The sequence below is a fragment of the Sediminibacterium soli genome, assembly GCF_009939225.1.
In the GTDB taxonomy this organism is placed as follows: Bacteria; Bacteroidota; Bacteroidia; order Chitinophagales; family Chitinophagaceae; genus Sediminibacterium; species Sediminibacterium soli.
On the sequence record NZ_JAACJR010000008.1, the window covers coordinates 425229 to 447182 of the forward strand.

The 21954-nt window shown below is 52.8% G+C and carries 22 protein-coding genes; 14 read left to right on the forward strand and 8 right to left on the reverse strand.

The features are described 5' to 3' along the window. Position 1 precedes the first annotated feature (1 nt). Together araA and GWC94_RS09070 are read left to right on the forward strand one after the other, a co-directional pair. Positions 2 to 1492 (forward strand): L-arabinose isomerase, encoded by a 1491-nt coding sequence (araA, locus tag GWC94_RS09065; RefSeq protein WP_161834717.1) that lies wholly within the window; start codon positions 2 to 4, stop codon positions 1490 to 1492. A gap of 31 nt (positions 1493 to 1523) precedes the next feature. Beyond that, a complete protein-coding gene (locus GWC94_RS09070; RefSeq protein ID WP_161834718.1) occupies positions 1524 to 3209 on the forward strand; it encodes a sodium:solute symporter family transporter in 1686 nt (561 codons plus the stop codon). A gap of 76 nt (positions 3210 to 3285) precedes the next feature. Here the strand turns inward: GWC94_RS09070 and GWC94_RS09075 are convergent, their stop codons facing one another. Together GWC94_RS09075 and GWC94_RS09080 are read right to left on the reverse strand one after the other, a co-directional pair. Next, positions 3286 to 3975, reverse strand: a complete 690-nt coding sequence (locus GWC94_RS09075) for a VIT1/CCC1 transporter family protein (RefSeq protein ID WP_161834719.1) — start codon at positions 3973 to 3975, stop codon at positions 3286 to 3288. Positions 3976 to 4020: 45 nt separating this feature from the next. Beyond that, positions 4021 to 5046, reverse strand: a complete 1026-nt coding sequence (locus tag GWC94_RS09080) for a beta-propeller fold lactonase family protein (RefSeq protein ID WP_161834720.1) — start codon at positions 5044 to 5046, stop codon at positions 4021 to 4023. 359 nt (positions 5047 to 5405) lie between these two features. On the opposite strand from GWC94_RS09080, the gene GWC94_RS09085 reads away from it, so the two are divergent. From GWC94_RS09085 to GWC94_RS09100, 4 genes are all read left to right on the forward strand, one after another. After that, positions 5406 to 5837, forward strand: a complete 432-nt coding sequence (locus GWC94_RS09085) for a hypothetical protein (RefSeq protein ID WP_161834721.1) — start codon at positions 5406 to 5408, stop codon at positions 5835 to 5837. Between the two features lie 362 nt (positions 5838 to 6199). After that, complete coding sequence (locus GWC94_RS09090) at positions 6200 to 6880, forward strand: response regulator transcription factor (protein ID WP_161834722.1); 681 nt, start codon at positions 6200 to 6202, stop codon at positions 6878 to 6880. Positions 6881 to 6900: 20 nt separating this feature from the next. Then, complete coding sequence (locus GWC94_RS09095; RefSeq protein ID WP_161834723.1) at positions 6901 to 8241, forward strand: ATP-binding protein; 1341 nt, start codon at positions 6901 to 6903, stop codon at positions 8239 to 8241. 99 nt (positions 8242 to 8340) lie between these two features. Continuing rightward, entirely contained in the window at positions 8341 to 9144 is an 804-nt protein-coding gene (locus GWC94_RS09100) for a universal stress protein (protein WP_161834724.1), read from the forward strand. A gap of 55 nt (positions 9145 to 9199) precedes the next feature. On the opposite strand, the gene GWC94_RS09105 is transcribed toward GWC94_RS09100, so the two are convergent. Further along, positions 9200 to 10549, reverse strand: a complete 1350-nt coding sequence (locus tag GWC94_RS09105; protein ID WP_161834725.1) for a chloride channel protein — start codon at positions 10547 to 10549, stop codon at positions 9200 to 9202. 200 nt (positions 10550 to 10749) lie between these two features. Here GWC94_RS09105 and GWC94_RS09110 point away from each other — a divergent pair, with 200 nt between their 5' ends. Next, positions 10750 to 11604, forward strand: a complete 855-nt coding sequence (locus tag GWC94_RS09110; RefSeq protein ID WP_161834726.1) for a pirin family protein — start codon at positions 10750 to 10752, stop codon at positions 11602 to 11604. On the opposite strand, the gene GWC94_RS09115 is transcribed toward GWC94_RS09110, so the two are convergent. Both GWC94_RS09115 and GWC94_RS16940 read right to left on the reverse strand, forming a co-directional pair. Next, a complete protein-coding gene (locus GWC94_RS09115) occupies positions 11605 to 11889 on the reverse strand; it encodes a GNAT family N-acetyltransferase (protein WP_161834727.1) in 285 nt (94 codons plus the stop codon). Between the two features lie 56 nt (positions 11890 to 11945). Continuing rightward, positions 11946 to 12071: a hypothetical protein gene (locus tag GWC94_RS16940; protein ID WP_262886249.1), complete on the reverse strand. Its 126-nt coding sequence runs from the start codon at positions 12069 to 12071 to the stop codon at positions 11946 to 11948. Between the two features lie 61 nt (positions 12072 to 12132). Here GWC94_RS16940 and GWC94_RS09120 point away from each other — a divergent pair, with 61 nt between their 5' ends. The 3 genes from GWC94_RS09120 to GWC94_RS16945 all read left to right on the forward strand — a co-directional run bounded on the left by GWC94_RS09120 (position 12133) and on the right by GWC94_RS16945 (position 14720). Then, positions 12133 to 12618, forward strand: coding sequence for a hypothetical protein (locus tag GWC94_RS09120; protein ID WP_161834728.1), 486 nt, complete (start codon positions 12133 to 12135; stop codon positions 12616 to 12618). 73 nt (positions 12619 to 12691) lie between these two features. Beyond that, positions 12692 to 13792 (forward strand): Gfo/Idh/MocA family protein, encoded by a 1101-nt coding sequence (locus GWC94_RS09125; RefSeq protein ID WP_161834729.1) that lies wholly within the window; start codon positions 12692 to 12694, stop codon positions 13790 to 13792. 523 nt (positions 13793 to 14315) lie between these two features. After that, complete coding sequence (locus GWC94_RS16945) at positions 14316 to 14720, forward strand: glycoside hydrolase family 16 protein (protein WP_394367114.1); 405 nt, start codon at positions 14316 to 14318, stop codon at positions 14718 to 14720. Here GWC94_RS16945 and GWC94_RS09135 read toward each other — a convergent pair. Beyond that, positions 14717 to 15040 (reverse strand): hypothetical protein, encoded by a 324-nt coding sequence (locus GWC94_RS09135; protein ID WP_161834730.1) that lies wholly within the window; start codon positions 15038 to 15040, stop codon positions 14717 to 14719. The genes GWC94_RS16945 and GWC94_RS09135 overlap by 4 nt on opposite strands. A 62-nt stretch (positions 15041 to 15102) precedes the next feature. Here GWC94_RS09135 and GWC94_RS09140 point away from each other — a divergent pair, with 62 nt between their 5' ends. After that, positions 15103 to 15279, forward strand: a complete 177-nt coding sequence (locus GWC94_RS09140; protein ID WP_161834731.1) for a hypothetical protein — start codon at positions 15103 to 15105, stop codon at positions 15277 to 15279. A gap of 56 nt (positions 15280 to 15335) precedes the next feature. Here the strand turns inward: GWC94_RS09140 and GWC94_RS09145 are convergent, their stop codons facing one another. Further along, positions 15336 to 15908, reverse strand: a complete 573-nt coding sequence (locus tag GWC94_RS09145) for a DUF4136 domain-containing protein (protein ID WP_161834732.1) — start codon at positions 15906 to 15908, stop codon at positions 15336 to 15338. A gap of 166 nt (positions 15909 to 16074) precedes the next feature. Here GWC94_RS09145 and GWC94_RS09150 point away from each other — a divergent pair, with 166 nt between their 5' ends. The 3 genes from GWC94_RS09150 (at position 16075) to GWC94_RS09160 (ending at position 20331) form a co-directional block, all read left to right on the forward strand. Next, a complete protein-coding gene (locus GWC94_RS09150) occupies positions 16075 to 17175 on the forward strand; it encodes a hypothetical protein (protein ID WP_161834733.1) in 1101 nt (366 codons plus the stop codon). A 12-nt stretch (positions 17176 to 17187) separates the two neighbouring features. After that, entirely contained in the window at positions 17188 to 18324 is a 1137-nt protein-coding gene (locus GWC94_RS09155) for an Ig-like domain-containing protein (protein WP_161834734.1), read from the forward strand. Between the two features lie 111 nt (positions 18325 to 18435). Beyond that, the gene (locus tag GWC94_RS09160) at positions 18436 to 20331 is read left to right on the forward strand and encodes a gamma-glutamyltransferase family protein (protein ID WP_202628691.1); all 1896 of its coding nucleotides are present in this window, start codon (positions 18436 to 18438) and stop codon (positions 20329 to 20331) included. Positions 20332 to 20346: 15 nt separating this feature from the next. Here the strand turns inward: GWC94_RS09160 and GWC94_RS09165 are convergent, their stop codons facing one another. Beyond that, a complete protein-coding gene (locus tag GWC94_RS09165) occupies positions 20347 to 21870 on the reverse strand; it encodes a TSUP family transporter (RefSeq protein WP_202628695.1) in 1524 nt (507 codons plus the stop codon). Between the last annotated feature and the right edge of the window lie 84 nt (positions 21871 to 21954).

The following is a 21954-nucleotide window of genomic DNA, read 5'->3' on the forward strand; positions in this document are numbered from 1 at the left end:
TATGACCAATCTGAAACAACTGGAAGTGTGGTTTGTTACCGGCAGCCAGCATTTGTATGGAGAAGAAACGCTCAGGCAGGTAGCAGCCAATTCGGCCGTTATTGCCAATTCCCTTGATCAATGGCCAACGGTTCCGGTGAAAGTGGTGTACAAACCAACGGTAAAATCATCCGAAGAAATATTCGCCACCTGCCAGGAAGCCAATCAGACACCGCAGTGTATCGGCATCATCACCTGGATGCATACTTTTTCGCCTGCCAAGATGTGGATAGGCGGTTTGAAAATACTGCAGAAACCTGTGTTGCATTTTCATACGCAGTTCAACCGCGATATTCCCTGGAACACCATCGACATGGATTTTATGAACCTGAACCAGAGTGCGCATGGCGATCGCGAGTTCGGTTTTATCATGACGCGCATGCGGCTGAACCGAAAAGTGGTGGTGGGACACTGGAGTGATGGGGAGAGTGTTGACAAAATCGTGGGCTGGATGCGCGCCGCGGCCGGATGGCATGACTGGCAGGGCGCCAAATTTGCTCGGTTTGGCGATAACATGCGTTATGTTGCCGTTACCGAGGGCGATAAAGTGGAGGCGGAAATCAGGTTCGGTTATTCTGTCAACACCTACGGTATCGGCGATCTGGTGGAGGTGATCAGATCGGTGAGCGAAGCGGACCTCAAACAACTGGTGGAGGAATACGCGGCATCGTACCAGCTTTCGGAAAGCCTTCTGCCCGGAGGCAGCCAGCATCATTCGCTGCGCGAAGCGGCCCGTATTGAACTGGGACTGGAGACATTTCTCCGGAGCGGCGGGTTCAAGGGCTTTACCACCACGTTCGAAGACCTGCACGGGATGGAACAGTTGCCGGGTATCGCAGCGCAGCGCCTGATGGCAAAGGGTTATGGCTTTGCCGGCGAGGGCGACTGGAAAACGGCCGCGCTGGTGCGCGCCATGAAAGTAATGGCCACGGGTCTGGAAGGCGGCAACAGTTTTATGGAAGACTATACCTATCATTTTGACCCCAACAACAAACTGGTGCTGGGCTCGCATATGCTGGAGATATGTCCTTCAATCGCCGATGCCAAACCCGGCTGCGAAGTGCATCCGCTGGGTATCGGCGGCAAGGCAGACCCGGTGCGCCTGGTATTCAACTCAGGCTCGGGTCCGGCCATCAATGCATCGATCGTGGATATGGGTAACCGCTTCCGTTTGCTGGTGAACGATGTGATGGCCGTGGCGCCGATCAACAGCGTTCCCAAACTGCCGGTGGCAAGGGTGCTATGGAAGCCTTACCCCGATATGCAGACCGGCTGTGCCGCCTGGATACTCGCCGGCGGCGCGCACCATACCTGTTACTCACAGAATATCGGCGCAGCACAGATGGAAGACTTTGCCGAGATCGCGGGCATAGAGTATGTGCTCATCAACAATGAAACAAGACTTCACCAGTTCAAGAACGAATTGCGCTGGAACGAACGTTTCTACCAATAGTATTGCTTATTCATCACCCTAAACAAAACACATGAAAGGGCTTGCCACTATCGACATTGTCGTATTCCTTTTTTATTTCGTCATCGTTGCCGGTTATGGTTACTGGATCTACCGGCGCAAAAAGAAAGCGGTAACCGACACCAAGGATTTTTTCCTGGCCGAAGGATCGCTTACCTGGTGGGCGATCGGCGCCTCGCTGATCGCGTCCAATATCTCAGCGGAACAGTTCATCGGCATGAGCGGCGAAGGCTTCTTTGTGGGCACCGCTGTTGCAGCTTATGAATGGATCGCTGCACTGGCCCTGATCATCATAGCGGTATGGTTCATGCCCATTTACCTGAAGAACAAGATCTTCACGATGCCGCAGTTCCTTACCACAAGGTATAACCAGACCGTGGCGCTGATATTAACGGTATTCTGGCTGTTCCTGTACATATTCGTAAACCTGACATCGATCCTGTACCTCGGCGCACTGGCGATCAACGGACTGATAGGCGGACAATACCTGCACCTGATCATGATACTGCTTGCTGTTTTTGCACTGCTGATCACACTCGGCGGTATGAAAGTGATCGGGTACACCGATGTAATACAGGTAGCGGTGCTCATCATCGGCGGTCTGGCAACGACCTATATGGCGCTGGTGATCGTAAGCGAAAAATTTGGTCTGGGAAGAGACGTGCTATCCGGTTTCAATACGCTGCTGAAAGAAGCACCCGATCACTTCCATATGATGCTGAGCAAACCCGGTCCCGGCGCTTCACAGGAAGAGATCAACAAATACCTGGTGCTGCCCGGCCTTGCCATGTATTTTGCAGGACAGTGGATCGTGAACCTCAACTACTGGGGCTGCAACCAGTACATTACGCAGCGGGCCCTGGGCGCCAACCTGCAAACGGCGCGCACCGGCATCCTGTTCGCAGGTTTGCTGAAGCTGATGATGCCGGTAATCGTTATGCTGCCCGGTATCGCCGCCTATGTACTGCACAAGAACGGGCACCTGCCCCAGCTCGAAGGCGGAAGCAAGGATGGCGCTTACTCAGCCATACTGGGCTTTCTGCCCGCAGGATTGAAGGGACTGTCGATCGCTGCGCTTACCGCGGCCATTGTGGCTTCTCTTGCCGGCAAAGCCAACAGCATCTCCACCATCTTTACGCTCGATGTCTTCAAAAAATACATCAAACCCGAAGCCAGTGAAAAGAAAATGGTATGGACAGGCCGCATCACCATTGTGGCAGCCATGTTCGTGAGCCTGCTGTTCACCTGGAACGATACGCTGGGTATCGGCGGCGAAGGTGGTTTTACTTTTATCCAGAAATACACCGGCTTTATCAGCCCGGGGGTGTTTGCCCTGTTCCTGCTGGGTATGTTCTGGAAAAGAACCACGGGCGCTGCGGCGGTGGTGGGCGTGATCCTCGGATTTGTATTGTCGGTTTTCTTCAACAACTACGCCCCTGCGCTGCTTGGCAACGAAACCATCCTGTACACCGCTTTCCCGAACGGAAAAGGCGGTTACGAGATACCGTTCCTGATCAATATGGGCTGGTCTTTCTTCTTTACGATCGCGGCGATGGTACTGATCAGCCTCGGCGGTCCGAAAGTAAACCCGAAAGCATTTATATTCGAGAAAGGTATGTTCCAAGTCAGCAACCGCGTGATCGTACTGATCGTGGTAACGCTGTTATTACTTACCGCGCTGTATGTTCGGTTCTGGTAACCCTGGCACAGCCTATCCCGAAAAAGCCCGGAGCAATCGTTCCGGGCTTTTTGTTTCGCGGGGTAATACGGTGCGGCTATGCCGTTTGTACGCCAAACAGGTAACCCACCAGCGCCGTTACGCCCATTGCCACGGTACCCCAGAAGCAGATCCTGGTCACCGCCTTGCCCGCCGGGGAGCCGCCTGCCTTGGCGGCAACAAATGCCGATAAAGCCATAAACCCGATCGCGAAAACATATTGACTGATCACCATCTGCGGCAGCGGTGCAAACAGGGCCACAAGCAGGGGCAACACACCGCCGCAGATAAACGATGCGCCGGAAGCAAAAGCGGCCTGCATCGGCCTGGCCTGTGTGATCTCGTTAATGCCCAGTTCGTCTCTTGCATGTGCGGCCAGCGCATCATGCGCCGTAAGTTGTATGGCAACCTGTTTTGCGAGCGATTCATCCAGGCCCCTGTTCCGGTAGATGGCCGCCAGTTCTTCGAGCTCCGCTTCGGGCATGGCAGCCAGTTCCTGTTTTTCGCGCGCAAGATCCGACTGTTCTATATCGGATTGCGAACTGACGGACACATATTCACCCGCAGCCATCGACAGGGCGCCCGCCACTATACCGGCCAGCGCAGCCAGTACCACCGGTTGCCGCGCGCTGCCCGCCGCGGCGATACCGATGGCAAGACTCGAAGTGGATAGTATGCCGTCGTTGGCGCCCAGTACCGCGGCCCTGATCCAGCCGCTTTTGATGTTGTAGTGTTTTTCAGCATCCATGGAATGTTCAGGTTAATCGTTCAACAGGCAAAGCCCCTCGACCCTTCAGGGTTTGAGGGTAAGAGGGGAATAATATATGCCATCGGGCGTGTTGCCCGTCTGGAAACTGCCGGTAATGGTCCAGGATCGGGTATCGATCATGGCCGCAAGTTTGTACCCGGTTACGGATACGAAAATATAGCGGTCGTCTTCGCTGACGGTAATCCCTCCGGGAACAGGCTGTGCAGGTGGCTGTCCCTTACTGTCGGGCTGTGCATACGGCACCAGCGTTTTGAAATCGATGTCTTTTATCCGCTGTTTTTTAGCCACATCGTATATGCTGAGGTTACCCGCATTGCCATTGCTGACCATAACATATTTTCCGCTGTGCAGAAACCTTACGCGGTACGCAAGATCATGGGCGGGCAGTATGGCAAGCTGTTTCCAGCTTTTGGTATCGATGGCCGTAACGGTGCTGTCGTTGCGGTTGGCCACCCATAGTTCTTTTCCATCGGGCGAAACGGCAATGCCTTCGATACCCTGCTTGAGCGCTGCCAGGTGCACTACGGTATCCTGTTTTGTATCGACGGCGCTGACCGAACCCGAGACAATATTGGATACATAAGCCATGGCATCAGAAGCCGACCAGGCCACCATATGGCTGCGCTCCTGCGCGGTATGCACCACCCGCGATACCTTATCCGTTTGCAGGTTCAGCCTGAACAGCTGCCGGGTGGCTTCGCTCGTGATGACCAGTTCGTGGTTGCTGGTAAATTCGATACCATGCGGACGGGTATACTGTCCTGTTGAAATGGTGCGCAGCGCCTTTCTGCCGGATATATCGATAACGGTAACCGAATTGCCCGGTGTGGCCGCCCCGTAATTGCAGACAACGGCGGTTCTACCATCGGGCGAAACGGCCAATTCATGGGGCGCCTCTCCCACCGGCAGCAACGCCAGTTGTTTTTTGGTGGCCACATCAAAAACAGAAACGGTATTGTCCGACTTATTGGCCACGAGTAAACTGCCGTGCTGCGCCGCGGCGGCGGCCCATAACAATACAAGCGGCAGTACGGTGAAAAGTCTGCGCATGGGGTATTAATTGTTCAGACAAGTTACTCAAACAGGCTGATTTTTCAACTTATTAACGGCAGGTAGGCAGGCGGGTCTTACGGGTTATTGTATTTTTGGAGATAAACGCGTTGTTATGAGTTTTGCATTTTCAAAAATCGTTTCCCGGCTTGCGCTGGGTCTGACGCTGCTGGCAGGCAGAATGGACACCCGAGGAACTGAAAGAACTGTTTGCCTATTGCGAAAAACCCGAGCTGGTAAAACAACTGAAGCTATCCGAAGAAACCGCCGACCGGATCGGCGAGATACATTACTGGGCGCTGCAGCAAAAGATCAGTATTGCCGCCAACACCAATGCCGCTTATGCCACACCCAACGAAGTGGAAGAAGATGTGATCAAGAAATACAAAGCGCTGAAACTGTCGGGCGACCAGGTAAAAGCGCTGACAGAATGCCGGCAGGCCAATCCCGATGGAATGGGTTCCTGCGCCGTTACCACGCTTACACCCGATAAACAGTTCGATACGCTTACACCCCAGCGGGCGGTACAGCTATACAAAACAAAATACCGCAAGACACTGATCGACAAACTCGATATCAACGGCCGCCAGGCAGATATGCTTTTCGATGCAGAGGTATGGAAGCAGAAGGAAATGCTGGCGCTTTCCGCCATGCCGGCAACCGATTTCAACCGCATCCGCAAAACGGTGGAGATGCACCGTACCGCCGATACCAAATTCAAAGCCATCGGTCTCACCGACTCCCAACTCCTGTCTGCGCAGGATTTCTTCCGGGAGAACAGGTTGAGGTGAGGGGATGGTTAAATGGCTGGTTTGCTGGGAGTTCCCCATTCAGCTGGTTAACCATGCAGCCATTTATCCACCCTCCCCTCTTTCTAATCCGAAATTAATCTGTTCCTTATCTGCCGTTTATGACAGGGGAATAAGTTTGTCTGGATTTTAGCCATGCCACTATCGCATTGCAGGGCCGGAAACGGGCCCGAGGATAGCCAATTCTCTTATACAGTGTTTAGGAATACACCCGCCGGGAGATTCTTCTCCTGGCTTTTTTTTGTCGGGTGGGCTCCGATCCGGCCCATAAAATACTTTGACGCCCGTTGTCATTGAACGATATTTGTTTACCGGGGCGCAGCTTCCCAACCCAAGCCTGAATTATGCATATACTGATCGTAGAAGACGAAAAAAAGATCGCCGATTCCCTGCAAAAAGGATTGGAAGAACTTGATTACCAGGTAACCGTTGCCTATGATGGCAAGATCGGTGAGAAACTGTTTTTCCAGCAGCGGTTCGACCTGATGATACTGGACATCAACCTGCCGGGTATCAACGGACTGGATCTGTGCCAGCACATACGCCAGCAGAACAAACAGGTGCCGATACTGATGCTGACCACTTTTGGTTCTGTTGCCGACAAGGTGGAAGGTTTCGATGCCGGGGCAGACGATTATATGGTCAAACCATTTTCGTTTGCCGAACTGGTGGTGCGCATCCGCGCCCTGTTAAAAAGAAGCAGCCAGGATGTGCAGCCCGTAGGTAATCTCCTGCAGTTCGCCGATCTTGAAATGAACCTTGATACCAAACAGGTGAGCAGGTCGGGCAAACCCATTGCGCTTACGGCAAAAGAGTTTCTGCTGCTCGAATACCTGCTGCGCAACAAGAAAAGAGTGGTAAGCCGCGCCGATATAGGCGAAAATGTCTGGAATATCGACTTCGACACCAATACCAATACCATCGAAGTGTACATCAACTACCTCCGTAAGAAGATCGACAAAGACAACCCCGTGAAGCTCATACACACCCAGGTGGGATTTGGTTATATTCTCAAAGAAGGATGAGGGTACGCTATATCATAACCATGGCATTTACGCTGCTCACCATGACGGTGCTGGCCGCGCTTTGCCTGATGATCTATTATATCACCGCCGAACAGCAGGCGCGTGATTTCCGGTTGCGTATGCGTAACAGGGCGCTTACCGCCGGTACCATGCTGGCGCATTTGCCCAAGAATGGCAATGAAATGCTCTCCACGCTCGACAGCAATACGCTGGTGTACGAGAACATCAACGTTTATAATGAAAAGAACGAGATCATATACGAGTTCGACCGCAATAAATCCGACAGGTTGTTTGTGGAGGCCAAAACGCTCAGCGATGCAAGGCTGCAGGAAGAAGTGCGGGTTGCACAGGGAGAAAAACACATTATCGCCCTGTATTATGCCCAGGGTAAAGAGCCTATCGTAGTGGTGGCCGCCGCCCGGGATGTGATCGGCACCAAAAACCTGCTGGACCTGCAGCAGACAATGGTGATCGCGTTTGTGGCAGGTACGCTGCTGGCGATTGTTACGGGCTGGCTTTTCAGCAGACAGCTGCTGAAGCCGCTCACCAAGATCTCGGAGAAAGTGAACAGCATCTCTGCAAACAATATCGAGGCGCGCCTGCCGGTGCCCGGCATCAACGACGAATGGAAGCGGCTGGCAGAGACTTTTAACAACCTGCTGCGGAGGCTGCAGGATTCGTTCGAGATACAGGGACGTTTTATCTCGAATGCATCGCATGAGCTGTCAACACCGTTAACAGCCGTGAGCAACCAGATAGATGTAACGCTGCAGAAAGAAAGAACCAACACGGAATATCTGGCCGTACTGGAATCGATACGCGGCGATGTGCAGCATATGACCGATCTCACGCAACACCTGCTTACCCTGGCGCGCACCGCACGCGGCGGCGCGGTGCAGACAAGCCCGATAAGGGTGGATGAGATATTGATGGAACTGCCCTCCCTGCTGAAAAAAATATCGGCCGATTATACCGCCATCGTTCATTTCGACGAATTGCCCGACGACGAAAACCTGAGCACCGTACAGGGCAATTACGAACTGCTTTTATCCGCTTTCCGGAATATAGCCGAGAACGGCTGCAAGTATTCACCGGACCATACGGTGCAGATCTCGCTCTCGTTCGTGGGAAGCCGGATCGTTGTGCTGTTCAGCAATAACTACGAAAGTTTCAACCCGGCCGAGCTGCATTCCATCTTCCAGCCCTTTCAGCGCGGTAGCAATGCGGAGGCCGAGCCGGGATACGGTCTCGGGCTTTCGCTTACCAGGCGCATCATCCTGCTGCACAAAGGGGAGATCAATGCGGAAATACCCCAACCGGGCAAAATACTGATCTCGGCGGTGCTGACTTCTTCTTTTTAATAGCATTCTAATCGGTACTTAAACTCAGTCCAAGAGCGGCGTTATACTTTGAGGAGGCATTTTATTTTTTCGATAAAAGCGTATCCTTTGAAAGATGTCGTGAAAAAGATATTAGCGCCCGTTGATACAGACAGCCGTTCGCTGGCCGTTGCCAGGCAGGTTGCAGAACTTGCCAGGGAATATGATGCCGAACTGGTACTGCTGCATATTGCCGACATCCGCGAACGCCCCAACCGGTTCCTCTCATTTTTCACAGGAAAAGGAGCCGAGGCTTTTGATCGCCTTACAAAAGAAAAAAGCGAGCTGCTCCATACCTGGAAAAGATCGCTGGAAAAAGACTATGGCATCAGGGTACAGGTGCAGGTGCACTGGGATCAGCGGAAGAAAGGGATATTGAAATATGCAGACTCGCTGGAGGTGGACATGATCGCCCTGAAAGCCACGAATTTCGCCGCCCGAAACGTATTCGGGAAACAATGCCTCGAATACCTGATCGAGGAAAGTCACTGCCAGGTAGTGAGCTTCCTCTCAGATACCACCTCGATCGGTCAGTGGAAACAGGTAGTGATGCCGGTGACCGATTTTGTTCCCGAAACCCGTATCCGCACCATCGCCGAGATCGCAAGGTCCTTCCGCCTGAAAGTGCACCTGATCGCCGTGCCGGCGCAGCACAGCAACCCCGACCAGGATTTCTATTTTCTCACCGAAACCCTCAAAAGGTTAAAACCCCTGGGCAATATACAGGTGGAATGCAGGTGCCTGAAGCAGAACGGGAACCATACGCATAGTTTTCTCCGCTATGCAAAAGAAGTGGGGGCAGACATCATCCTCACCAACCGGCTCTTCAGTTTCGATTACCAGGGCGTTTCCAGGCATAACCGTTTTCTGTTCGATTACGTATAACTGTCCGGTTTTTTCGTGTTTCTTTTATTCTTTATCCACGATTGCGGAATCATCTTTACTGCGCGGACTGCAGTTCGCGGATATAACCGTGCTTGAGCTGATCATAGAGCGAATGCTTATCGACAAAATAAGCGATCAGGTTAGCGGCAAGCGCTGCGATCATGAGGTAGAAGATTACCGTGTGTCCGTCGGTCATTTCGAGCACCAGTATGGCCGAAGTGAAAGGAGACCGCGTTACCCCCGTGAGAAACGCCACCATTCCGGCCAGTACCATCAGGTTGATATGTTGGGGCGTGAGATGAAACCAATGGGCAACCACAGCACCGATGCCGGCGCCGGCGCTCAGTGCGGGAGCAAACACCCCGCCTGCGCCGCCACTCGTAAACGAAACAACGGAACCGAGCATGCGAAGCAGGGGCATATACCAATCCACCTGTTTTTCGTCTGTGAATAACAGCTGTGTCATCAGGTCTTTTCCTGAATTCAATGTGTGCTGTCCTACGAAATAAGCCATCGCCCCTACCGTCATCGCGCATAATAACAGGTACCCCCGTTTTTTCCACACCGATGTCAATTTCATTTTCCAGCGAAAGATCTTCAGCAGCAGTTTACACATCATACTGGAGAACAGGCCTGACAGCAGCGCTACGATCACTACCACAAAAACCATCGACAGGGAGAGATGCTGAAGATCGGGATACCCGATATACAGATAGGATCCCAGCATCGATTGCGCGGTAAGACCGGCAATGATCACCGCCGAAAAGATCGCGGTCTTATAAAAACTGATATGGGTTCTGCTGAGTTCTTCCATCGCAAACACGATACCGCCCAATGGTGTGTTGAAGGCCGCTGCCAGTCCCGCGGCCGCACCTGTCATTACCATATTCCGCTTGGATATCCGCGGCCACCACTCGGGCAGCATATTATTGATCTTCCGGAAAACAGATCCTGCAATCTGTATGGTGGGACCTTCGCGTCCGATAATACCACCGCCTATTGCCATGATGCAACTCGAAATAACCTTTACCACAATGATCCGGATACTGAGCAGTTTATCAACCAGGTTATGTTCCCTGGGCGTGGCAAGTTCTATCGCCGTGATCACCTGTGGAATACCGCTTCCTCTTGCCAGCGGCGCAAACCGGTTCACCAGCCATACCGCTACAAAAAAACAGATGGGCGTGGCGATAAAAAACGACCAGTGCGCCTGCTGGTACAGATACCCCGCACCTTTTTCAGCATAGGCAAACAGTTTTGCATAAATCACGGCAAACACACCTGTTATCAGCGAAGCGATCCAGAAGGGAAAAGCCTGCAATATCAGGCGCCTGATCTTTTCATTGCGGATCTTATCGAAATAGTGTTTGAGGTTGCGGCGGATAAACTGGTCTGACCGTAGCATGCAGGGCGGATTTTCTATCTGATGGCGAAGGTATCTATTCCAGTTTAAGCGGGTGGAGGTTCTAATTAAATTCTAAGGAAGGAGGAGGGGTAAAAAGCTGCATTGTTTAATTGTTTTATGGCTAAATGGTTAGCCCAGCCATTAAACAATTAAACAATGCAGCCATTTACTGTAATTTTATCCTCCCCAACCCTATCATCATGGAAAAAGCCATCCTCCATATTCTGGCCGGGCGTGAAAAAAAGATCACGGAAGACGAGACCGTGCGTCAGCCGTTGCCGCATAAGGATTTCCGGTTTGCCAATCCGTTTATCGTGCTCCATCATATCGGACCGGAATATATCAAGCCGGGTGCCACTATGCGCATACACCCCCATCCGCACCGCGGGTTCAGTCCGTATACCTTCATGCTGCAGGGTGAAGGGTTTCATCGTGATAATGCAGGCAACAACGAGATCATCGGCGCGGGCGGTGTACAATGGATGTTTGCCGGCCGCGGCATCCTGCACAGCGAAGGGCCCACACCCCGGTTGCTGCACAATGGCGGCATACAGGAAATGGTGCAACTATGGATCAACGCACCCAGATCGGAGAAATGGGGTAAGCCTTTTTACCAGTCTGCTTCGCAGGAGCAATTGCCGCTGGCGATAGAAAAAGACGGTATCAGGTTCAGGCTGGCAAGCGGTGACTACAACGGGTTCAGCGGTCCTATCCGGCATTTTACCCCGGTGATATCCATGACAGGAGAAGTGGAGGCGGGCAGAACGCTTACACTGAACGCCACTCCCGGATACTGGGCGTTGTTGTATGTTATCCGTGGCGAGATAGTTATCGGTGAACAGCAGGTGGCGCAATACCACCTGGTGGTATTCGAAAACGAACATGATACGATTACGCTGACCGCCGGCAAAGACAGCCAGCTGATGTTTCTTTCCGCTGAACCGCTGGATGAACCGGTAGCGGCAAAGGATAATTTTGTGATGAATACCGCGGAGGAGATCGAGCAGGCCATCAGCGATTACCGGCAGGGCCTGTTCGGAACACTGAGTTCCTGATCAGAACAGCACGTCCTGCCATTCTTTTACCTTGTCAAAAGTGGCTTTGGCAAACGGGCAAAGCGGTACCACTTTAATGCCTTTTTCACGCACATACATGACCAGCGTTTCGAGCAGTTTTTTGCCAACGCCCTGCCCTTTCAGTGACTCACCCACTTCTGTGTGTTCGATGATCATTTTATGGGCGCCGGCGAGCACATACACCATTTCGGCCAGGCGTTTACCGTCTTTTTCATAATAGAAAGAACCGCCTTTTTCCGTTGTTTCATGCTGGATCTCTGTCATACATGGCTGTTTTTGTAATCAGCCCTAAAGATCCACACAAACCATGGCATTGCCAATTAATTACAGCCCACATGCCCCAACAGCCAGTACAGGATGATAAACACCAGGATGGTTCCCAAACAGCCACCACCCCATTTATAAGCGCCGTACCCGGCGATCAGTGTACGCAACCAGTCACGCATAGGAATCGTTTTCCTGGCAGGTAAAAAAATTATTCCAGACACCGCCGGTTTTCCCGATCCGATGCAGACCCTTATTTTTGTTGGTAATATGCTCACCGGAAAAGCAACCAACAACCTGTTTCTCTGTTTCTGTTTACTGGCAGGCACCTGCGTGTGGCTGCAGGGATGCAGTAAAAAAGAAGACATAGACCCCGAAGAAAAAGTCATGCAGTATATTACGGGAATGGGCAACCGGTATTGGTATATTAAGGAGATCTATGTAAACGGCACCCGGGTTACACTCACCTCCGGCCAGCAGAAATACACCAAAACCTATACCCGCAAACCATTTACCGACGACCACACCGGCACATTCGTAGACTCGGATGGTATGCAGGGCTTATGGAAACTGACCGATCTGCGTACGCTTACCGAGATCATCACCAATAACCCCGGTGGCAATACCACGATCGTGAATACCATTAACAAACTTTCGGCCAACGAAATCGATCTGGGGTACACCGGCGCCAATAACGACAAAGTGCGGCTGGTTTATTTTGCCTATTGAGCCACCGCCCAAATCCACCCTGTATTTTATCCGGTTGCAAAATTCTGCGTAACTTACCGGAAACAGGTTTGCCATGTCTACCCGACGCGATTTTATCCGTAAGATAGCCGGTTCGGCTATCACCGCAGCAGCAGTACCCCAGGCACTTATGGCCGGTAACCAGCCCGAGGGCGCCGCACTGAAAGTGGCCATCATGGGTCTTGGCAGTTATGGCAACCGCGTTGCCGAAGCCATGCAGGCATGCACCCGCGCAAAACTGGCAGGCGCCATCAGTGGCACGCCATCCAAACTGGCTGCCTGGCAAAGCCGCTACGGTATTGCTGAAAAGAACTGTTATCACTACGACAATTTCGATGAGATCAGGAACAACAGGGATATAGATGCGGTATACGTGATCGTTCCCAATGCGCTGCACCACGATTTTGTGCTGCGCGCAGCCAGAGCGGGCAAACATGTGATCTGCGAAAAACCGATGGCCGTCAACGCAAAGCAGGCCGCCGAAATGGTAGCGGCATGCGATAAGGCTGGTGTAAAATTACTTGTGGGCTACCGCATGCATTTTGAACCCAAGACCCTCGAAGTGATCCGTATGCGCAAAGCCGGCGATTTCGGGAAGATCAAATTCTTCCAGGGACTTTCCGGTTTCAATATCGGCGATCCCACACAATGGCGGCTGAAAAAAGAACTGGCTGGCGGCGGCGCCATGATGGATATCGGCATTTACTCGATCAACGGCGCAAGGTATATGATCGGCGAAGACCCGGTATGGGTAACCGCGCAGGAAACCAAGACCGATTTTGTAAAATTCAGGGAAGGCGTGGATGAAACCATACAGTTCCAGCTGGGCTTTCCCGGCGGCGCCGTGGCATCCTGCCTGTCTACCTACTCCCTGAATAACCTGGACCGCTTTTTTCTCGACGGAGAAAAAGGCTGGGCCGAAATGCTGCCTTCCACCGGCTACGGTCCGATCAAAGGCCGTACCCACAAAGGAGAACTGACGCAGCCGCATATCACCCACCAAACGATCCAGATGGATGAAATGGCAGCCATCATCCTCGATAACAAACAACCTGTGGTGCCGGTAGACGGACGCGAGGGATTGAAGGATATGAAGATCATCGATGCCATTTACGAAGCGGTTAAGACAGGAAAAAAAACCGAACTCAGCCTCTGATAACCGCAGGGCTTTATCCGCAACCAGTTTACACCATGCAAAAAACCTGCTTTACGCTGCTGACGCTGCTATGCGGTTTACAAACACTAACCGCGCAAACAACAGATCCGTACCGGCCCGATTTCAGTCAGGCCAGATCCGTCCGGGGTATGGAACTGGCCTGGCACGATGAATTCAATGCCACGGGCAGACCCGATACCGCCAACTGGACTTTTGAACATGGTTTTGAACGCAACCGCGAACTGCAGTGGTACCAGGAAGAGAATGCCCGCTGTGCCAACGGAGTACTGCGGATAGAGGCCAGGAAAGAAACAAGACCGAACCCGCGTTACCGGGAACAAAGCACCGACTGGCGCTCGGCCCGCGTTAATATTGACTATACTTCTTCCAGTCTCAAAACGCAGGGGCTGCGGCAGTTTCTGTTCGGGCATTTTGAAATAAGGGCGCGGGTGGATACCAGCAATGGTTCCTGGCCGGCGATCTGGATCTTGGGCACCGGCGGCAGGTGGCCGCTGGCGGTGAAGTGGATATCATGGAATTTTACCGTGTGGGCGGCCAGCCCACCATTCTCGCCAATCTTGCGTGGGGAAGGGCGCAGAACGGCCAGCCTGTGTGGAATACGGGCCGGACGGCCCTGGCACATTTCCTGGCGAAAGACCCCGACTGGCCAAAGAAGTTTCATGTATGGAGCATGGACTGGACAAAAGACTCCCTCTCCATTTATCTTGACGGCGAACTGCTGAACAGCCAGCGCCTGCAGCAAACCACCAATCCCGATGGCAGCAATCCCTTCCTGCAACCGCAATACCTGTTATTGAACCTGGCCCTGGGGGAGAACGGCGGCGATCCGTCCGGTTCAAGATTTCCCATTACTTACGAGGTGGACTACGTTCGCTACTACAAACCACTCCCCGACCCGGCGCGTTAGTCACCCGCCGGTGTTTTCTCCAGTATGATCTCTCCCGCATTCGTGCTGCTGCTGTCATATACGATCACATCGGGTTTGGTAGTGACTTTATATGGATAGCGGCCATCTGCGATCAGCCGGTACCTGCCCGGCCGCAGGTTTCGGATCTCGTACATGCCATTCTGGATCACGGCACGGCCGGTATCGTTATCGGATACGGCCCAGACATGCAGGGCGGCGTTATAGGGAATAACGCGGCCATAGATGCTGCCGGCATCGGTCATGGTAAACGCGGTAACCAACAGGATCAGGGGAACAACCAGTAAACAACCATAGCGCATACGCAATCAGCAAAAACCGCGTGCCAGGGGCATGGATTTTTTGGTACTGAGGTAAAAAGATCATGGACAAACACAGCAACAAGAAAAAGCCCTACGAGACCGAGGCCGAAGAACTCGGCGATCCGCGCCCGCAACCACAGGTATCCGGCGCCGATTTTTCGGAGGAAGAAACCGTACCCCAAAACCCGCCGCCGGAGAAGCCGGTGAAGAAAGAGAAAGAGCAAACGGACAAGGAATAACGTACCGCTCCCTTGAAGGATGAGGCTTCCGCAAACCCATTATAGCGGTCCGTCTGTTATGGCAGCTTCTTCAGGATATTGTGTACCATTTTGTTGAGCTGGTTTTCGGTGAAGCGGGTATAATTCATGCGTTCGGTGGTCCAGCCCTGCCAGATGGTCTTATCGGTTTTGGCATCGGTCAGCGTAATCGTAAGCGTGCCTTCGCGAACAGGCACCGAATAATTCTGGTAGCCGATGAACTGCGAGGGATAATAGATCGAGCCCCAGCGTCTTGAATAGGGGTTATAATACATCCTGGTAAAAGGCTGCGAATACACCGGGTCCGATCTTTCCTCTCTCGAGCGCTCCACGATTACATCGTAGCTCAGTATCAGATCGGGGTTATCGGCCGCTTCGCGCCATCCTTTCTGCTGCAGTTCCGCCGAGCCCGCATTGCGCACCGAAATATCGGCATAGGCCATCGCCCGGGAGGCTTTGTCATCCTGGTTACTGCGGGTCTCCACCCAGCTGTAGGTATGGTAATCGGCAAGGTTCAGGGCAGGATCCTGCTGCACATGAACCGGTGCGGCGCAGGCCGCCAGCAACAGCAGCACCAATGCTGCCCCGCTTGTATGATGGATCGTTTTCATGGCTGTGTATATTTGTCAACATCGCAAAAAACCCGTTCCAGCCCCATCATTTTTTGGCATAGCGAACCGATATCGCCCCGGTTTCCGTAACTTGACATTCCGCAAAACAACCTGTTCCGCTTATTCCGCGTATCAACATTTATCCTTCACCTTTAAATACCTAACGATGACAAAAAAGTATATCTACGCAGGCTTGTTGCTGGCAGGTATTGCCCTTTCTGCAACAAGGCCTTTCTTTACAAATCCCTACGGGTTCGTTAAAGGAACGCCGCAGATCGGTTCCATCAGCGCCCTGGGCTTTGGCCAGGACGGTATCCTGTTTATCGGCGATTCCAAAAACGCCGCTGTATATGCCGTGGAGACCAGGGACGCAAAAAACGACCAGGCCGCTGATATCGCCGTAACCGGTATCGACCAGAAAATAGCCGAGGCGCTGGGTACACAAAAACAGAATATCACCATCACCGATATGGCCGTGAACCCCGTATCCAAGAAACTGTATGTGGCGGTGCAGCATGCCGACGGCACACCCGCGCTGCTGACGGTAAGCAGCCGCAGCATTGAACCGGTGGTGTTAAAAGACATCCATTTCTCCCGCATTGTGCTGAACGATGCGGTGGCGGAAGATGCCAAAGGCGGCCGTGGCCGCCCGCTGCGCATGTCTGCCATATCCGATCTCAGCTTTGCCAACGGGAAAGTGTATGTAAGCGGTTTATCCAATAAAGAATTCAGCTCCACTTTCCGCAGCATACCGTTTCCTTTTGGCGACAAACAGGAGCAGGCTTCGCTGGAAATGTACCATGCCTCGCATGGCCGCTACGAAACCACCTCTCCTATCCGCAGTTTTACCATCAGCAAAGTGAACGGAAAGGATTACCTGATTGCCAGCTATACCTGCACACCGCTGGTATTGTTTCCGCTCGACGAGCTGAAAGCCGGTACACATGTAAAAGGCAGAACGGTTGCCGAAATGGGCGCAGGCAATACACCGATCGATCTGACCACTATTACAAAGAACGGACAATCCTACCTCATCATGGGTAATACGGCGCGCCCGGTTTCGGAACTGAACTACCAAACGATCGCCGCATTTGAGGGCACACTTACCGAGCGCGTAGCCGGCAAGGCGGGAACGCCGTTCAACGAAGTGGCATCGCTTACCAAAGTGTTGCAGCTGGATAAACTCGATAACGGCAAAGTGGTGATCATGCAGAAAAAAGACAATGGCGATATCGATGTGCTGACCGCAGCAAATGAAACCCTGTAACCGTCCATTGAGTTGAAGGACACAAATATGTTATCGCCAACCGGATCCGGCATATCGCATTCACGCAGCAGGTTATGCATCTTGTATAACCTGCTGTTTTTTGTATGCACCGGCATACTCTCCTGTAGAAATCATTCAACGGCAAACAAGGGCATCGCCATCGGCTGGAAGGATGGGCAACCTGTTTCGGTAGCCGTTCCCGAACAAATGCTGCCGGTAAGCAATACCGATTCGCTGCTCGCCTACACAAAACTGCGGCTGGAGTACAGCAATACCGATATACTCGGCAGTGCAGCGGTTAAGAACGGATGGGTATTTTCACCGCTGGTTCCTTTTACACAGGGACAGGTGTACCGGGTGTTCTACAAACAGACGGGTATCGGCAGTTTTACCGTTACCCCGGCAGATACGGCAAAACCGGAACTGGCAAGGGTATATCCCGAAACAGATACCGTGCCTGTTAACCTCCTGAAGATCTACCTGCAGTTTTCACAACCGATGCAGGAGAACAGGTCGGCAGATATGGTAAAGCTGATCGATAATGGCGGCGATACCATGAAGCAGGTATTCCTGGACCTGCAACCCGAGCTCTGGAACAAAGACAGAACGGTGCTGACACTATGGCTTGATCCGGGCCGCATCAAACGCGCGCTACAGCCCAATGAACGCCTGGGCGCACCGCTGGCGGAGAAAGCCCGTTACACACTGTACATACCTGCCGGATGGAAGAATACCCATGGGTTGGCCATCGGGCAATCCTATCGCAAAACACTGGTAACCGGTGGGCGCGACAGCCTGCTACCCGATCCCATGCAATGGCAGCTTTCCGTACCGGCGGCCGGTACATCTGCGGCTTTGTCGATCGGTCTGAACAAGACGCTGGATCATTTTCTGCTGCAGGAATCGATTAGCATTCAGACCGCCGACGGAAAAAAAATACCGGGCAGTATCAAAACCGGCGATAAAGACCGGCAGGTCCGTTTTATACCCGCACAACCCTGGCAGGCCGGATCATACAGCCTGGTGGTTGATGCAAAACTGGAAGACCTTGCGGGCAACAACCTCAACCGTCCGTTCGACAGGGATATGAAGTCGGGCAAAGCCCCCGCCCGGCAGGAGTGGTACAGAAGGGATTTTCGTATTTACTGATACGCCTTGCCACGCAGCACTGTTTTCCGTAAAGAGAAAGAGATGGATCAGTAAGCCTGCGGCTCCGCATTATTTACCATTCTTTCGTACATTGTCGGATAACCTGATTGCATGAGAACAAAGATCGCTTTATCGGTTGCCGGATGTTTGTCCGCACTACTGTCGTTTACCCAACCCACCCAGAAACCGCCGTTGCATGGCAAACACTGGATGGCCGTAACGGGCAAGCCGCTTGCGGCAACAGCGGGCGCCATGATCTTTCAGAAAGGAGGCAATGCGGTGGATGCGGCCTGTGCCATGCTGGCCGCCACCTGCACCATGTGGGATGTGCTTAGCTGGGGCGGCGAAACACAGGCGCTGATCTATCATCCCAAACTGAAAAAAGTGATCGCCATCAATGCCATGGGCGTGGCCCCCACAGGTGCCACACCCGAGTTCTTCAAAAGCAAAGGATACCAGTTTCCTCCTGAATATGGTCCGCTTGCGGCCACCACGCCGGGCACACCCGGCGGACTCTGTCTGATGCTCGCGGAATACGGCAGCCTGAGTCTCAGAGAAGTGCTTGCCCCCGCCATGCAGATGGCTGCGGGCTACCCGATCGATGCACAGACGGCAAACAGCATCGAGCGTAACAAAGCCATGATCAGAACCTGGCCCTATTCAGCCAAAACCTTCCTGACGCATAGCGGTGAAAAAAGAGAAGCGCCCGAGGCGGGCGAGATCTTTGTACAGCAGGACCTGCTGCGCACCTTAACCAGAATGGTGGAAGCAGAACAGACCGCGCTGAAGAACAGGAAATCCCGCAAAGAAGCGATCATGGCTGCCTACGACAGGTTTTACAAAGGAGATATCGCACAGGAATTTGTACGCGGCAGCAGGGAACAGGGCGGACTGATTACGCTCGAAGACCTGGCAAAATGGAAGCCCGTGGCAGAGGAACCGCTGCACACCAATTACAAAGGCATCGAAGTGTACAAACTGCAGCAATGGACACAGGGGCCCATGCTGCTGCAATCGCTGAACATACTCGAGAACTTTGACCTGAAAGCGATGGGATACAACAGCACGAAGTATATTCATACGCTTTACCAGACACTGAACCTCACATTCGCAGACCGCGATTTTTATTATGGCGACCCGAATTTTCCGCCGCAGGAACCGATCAGGGGCCTGCTGAGCAAGGAATATGCAAAAGAGCGGGCAGGTCAGATACGCATGGATAAGAACGATGCTTTTGCCGCCCCGGGCGACCCCTATCCTTTTGAAGGAAAGACCAACCCTTACCTGTCGCTGCTGAAACAGCGAAGCAGCGATACAACAGGCGGTAAGGGAAACGCCATTCCCAAACACGACCAGACAAGCCAGGTGTCTGCGCTGCCCATGGATGAAGCCTATATGGACCGGTTATGGCGCGGCACCACTTCGGTTGAAGCGGCAGACACATCGGGCTGGGTGGTATCGATCACGCCGAGCGGCGGCTGGCTGCCGGCATGCATTGCAGGAAATACGGGTGTGGGTATGAGCCAGCGCATGCAGAGTTTTGTACTCGACTCCACACTTGACCCCTTCAACGTGGTGCGGCCGGGCAAGCGGCCCCGCGTAACGCTTACTCCTTCGCTGGCACTGAAAAACGGCAAACCATTCCTTTGCTTTGGCGTGCAGGGCGGCGATACGCAGGACCAGAACCTGCTGCAGTTTTTCCTGAACATGGCAGAGTTCGATATGACGGTGCAGCAGGCAACCGAAGCGGCTAATTTCAACACCAACCAGTTATGGCTTTCGCTGGGCGGCACACAGGTGGCCGACAGGAAACCGAGGGCAGGAAATATCCTGTTACCCCGCACCACACCCGATGCGGTACGCAGTGAACTGAAGCAGATGGGCTATACCCTCCAGTACGGCGACCGTACCAGCGGCCCGATCAACGCGATTTATTTCGATACAAAACACAAAAGCCTGTGGGGCGGCAGCAGCAACAACGGCGAAGATTATGGCATAGGATGGTAAGCGACCGCCCGCCGTTTACAACAGTATCTTCAGGGCTTTCCAGAGAGTGAACAGGCTTGTTACAATAACCAGTCCGCCCACCGCGTAATAAGTTGTTTTAAGCGGAAGTTTACCCACCAGTCTGGCGGCTATCGGTGCGGCTACTATGCCGCCGAGGATCAAACCGATCACATCGGCGATGGGTATATGCTGCAGCAGTATAAAAAAAGTAAGCGCGCTGGCAAATACCACAAAGAATTCTGCGAGACAAACGGAACCGATCACGTAGCGTGCATTTTTTCGCTTGGAGATCAGCGTGCTGGTAACCAGGGCGCCCCAGCCGCCGCCGGCAAATGCATCCATAAATCCGCCGATACCGGCCAGCCAGCCGGCCCGTTTCACTTTTTCCTGTCCTGATTTTTTCTTCAGGGCTTTGCGAATGATAAAATAACCGAGATAGGTGGTGTAAAACGCCAGCGGTATGCGCACGTACATAGAGTACCGCTGGCCGATGTATGCGATCGATGCACCCGTAACGGCGCCGACGATACCCGGTATCACCAGTGTTTTGAAAAGTTTTTTGTTGATATTGCCAAAACGGTGGTGACTGTATCCCGATACACCGCTCGAAAATACACGGGCTGTATGCACCCGGCTGCTGACGATAGCGGGATTTACACCGTTGGCAAGCAGAAAAGTGGTTGATATGGTGCCATAGCCCATACCCAGCGAACCATCTACCATCTGCGCGATAAAACCGGTAAGCAGCATCATCAGGAAAGAAGAGGTGTCAACATAGTTGGGAATGGCACGGATGGCGCCAAAAAACTCGCCCGATGGGAAAAAAGGCAATACGGTATGACCGATCATCATAAACACAAAAGCGAACAGACACCACTTAACGATCTGCTGGCCTTTTTTCTCCCTGGGTTTTTGGAGACTGATATCTTCCAGCGTGGCTTTTTTGGCCACCAGCACTTTGGTAAGGTCATTCAGTTGCTTCACTTTCTCCGAAAACCCGCCCTGTATATCGCGGCGGATATGCTCCATATTGTGCAGCACATCATCCACCTCGCCCGGTATCATTTCGTTGAGCACTTCCTTCATCCGTTTGGCGATGGTGGGCGATTTGCCGTTGGTGGAAATGGCGATCTTGAGATTGCCCTTGCTGACAACCGACCCGAGATAGAAATCACATAACAGCGGCGTATCGGCAACATTCACCAGCAGGTTACGCTGATCGGCATCCTGCTTTATCTGCTCGCATACCGACAGATCGTTTACCGCAACGATCACTATGTCCGCTGCATCCAGGTCATCCACCGTATATTTTTTTTGCAGCAGGGTTACGTTGGCGTGCAATGCCGCTACCGACTGCACCCGCTCATGAAAAACCGGTGCCACCACCCTTACCCGGGTATCGGGCGAATTACCCAGAACGGCCTGCAGTTTTTCCAGACCGATATTACCCCCGCCGACGATCAGCACGCGTAATTGCTCCAGTTTGAGAAAAACGGGAAAAAGTTTGTTCGTTTCGATAGGTTCCGAGGATGCTTCCAAACAGGTATCACCGCGGATTTGCCGCAGCCTGACGCAAAATACTACATTCTACCAAATCAGTAGACTTTTTATTTTTTCCGCAGG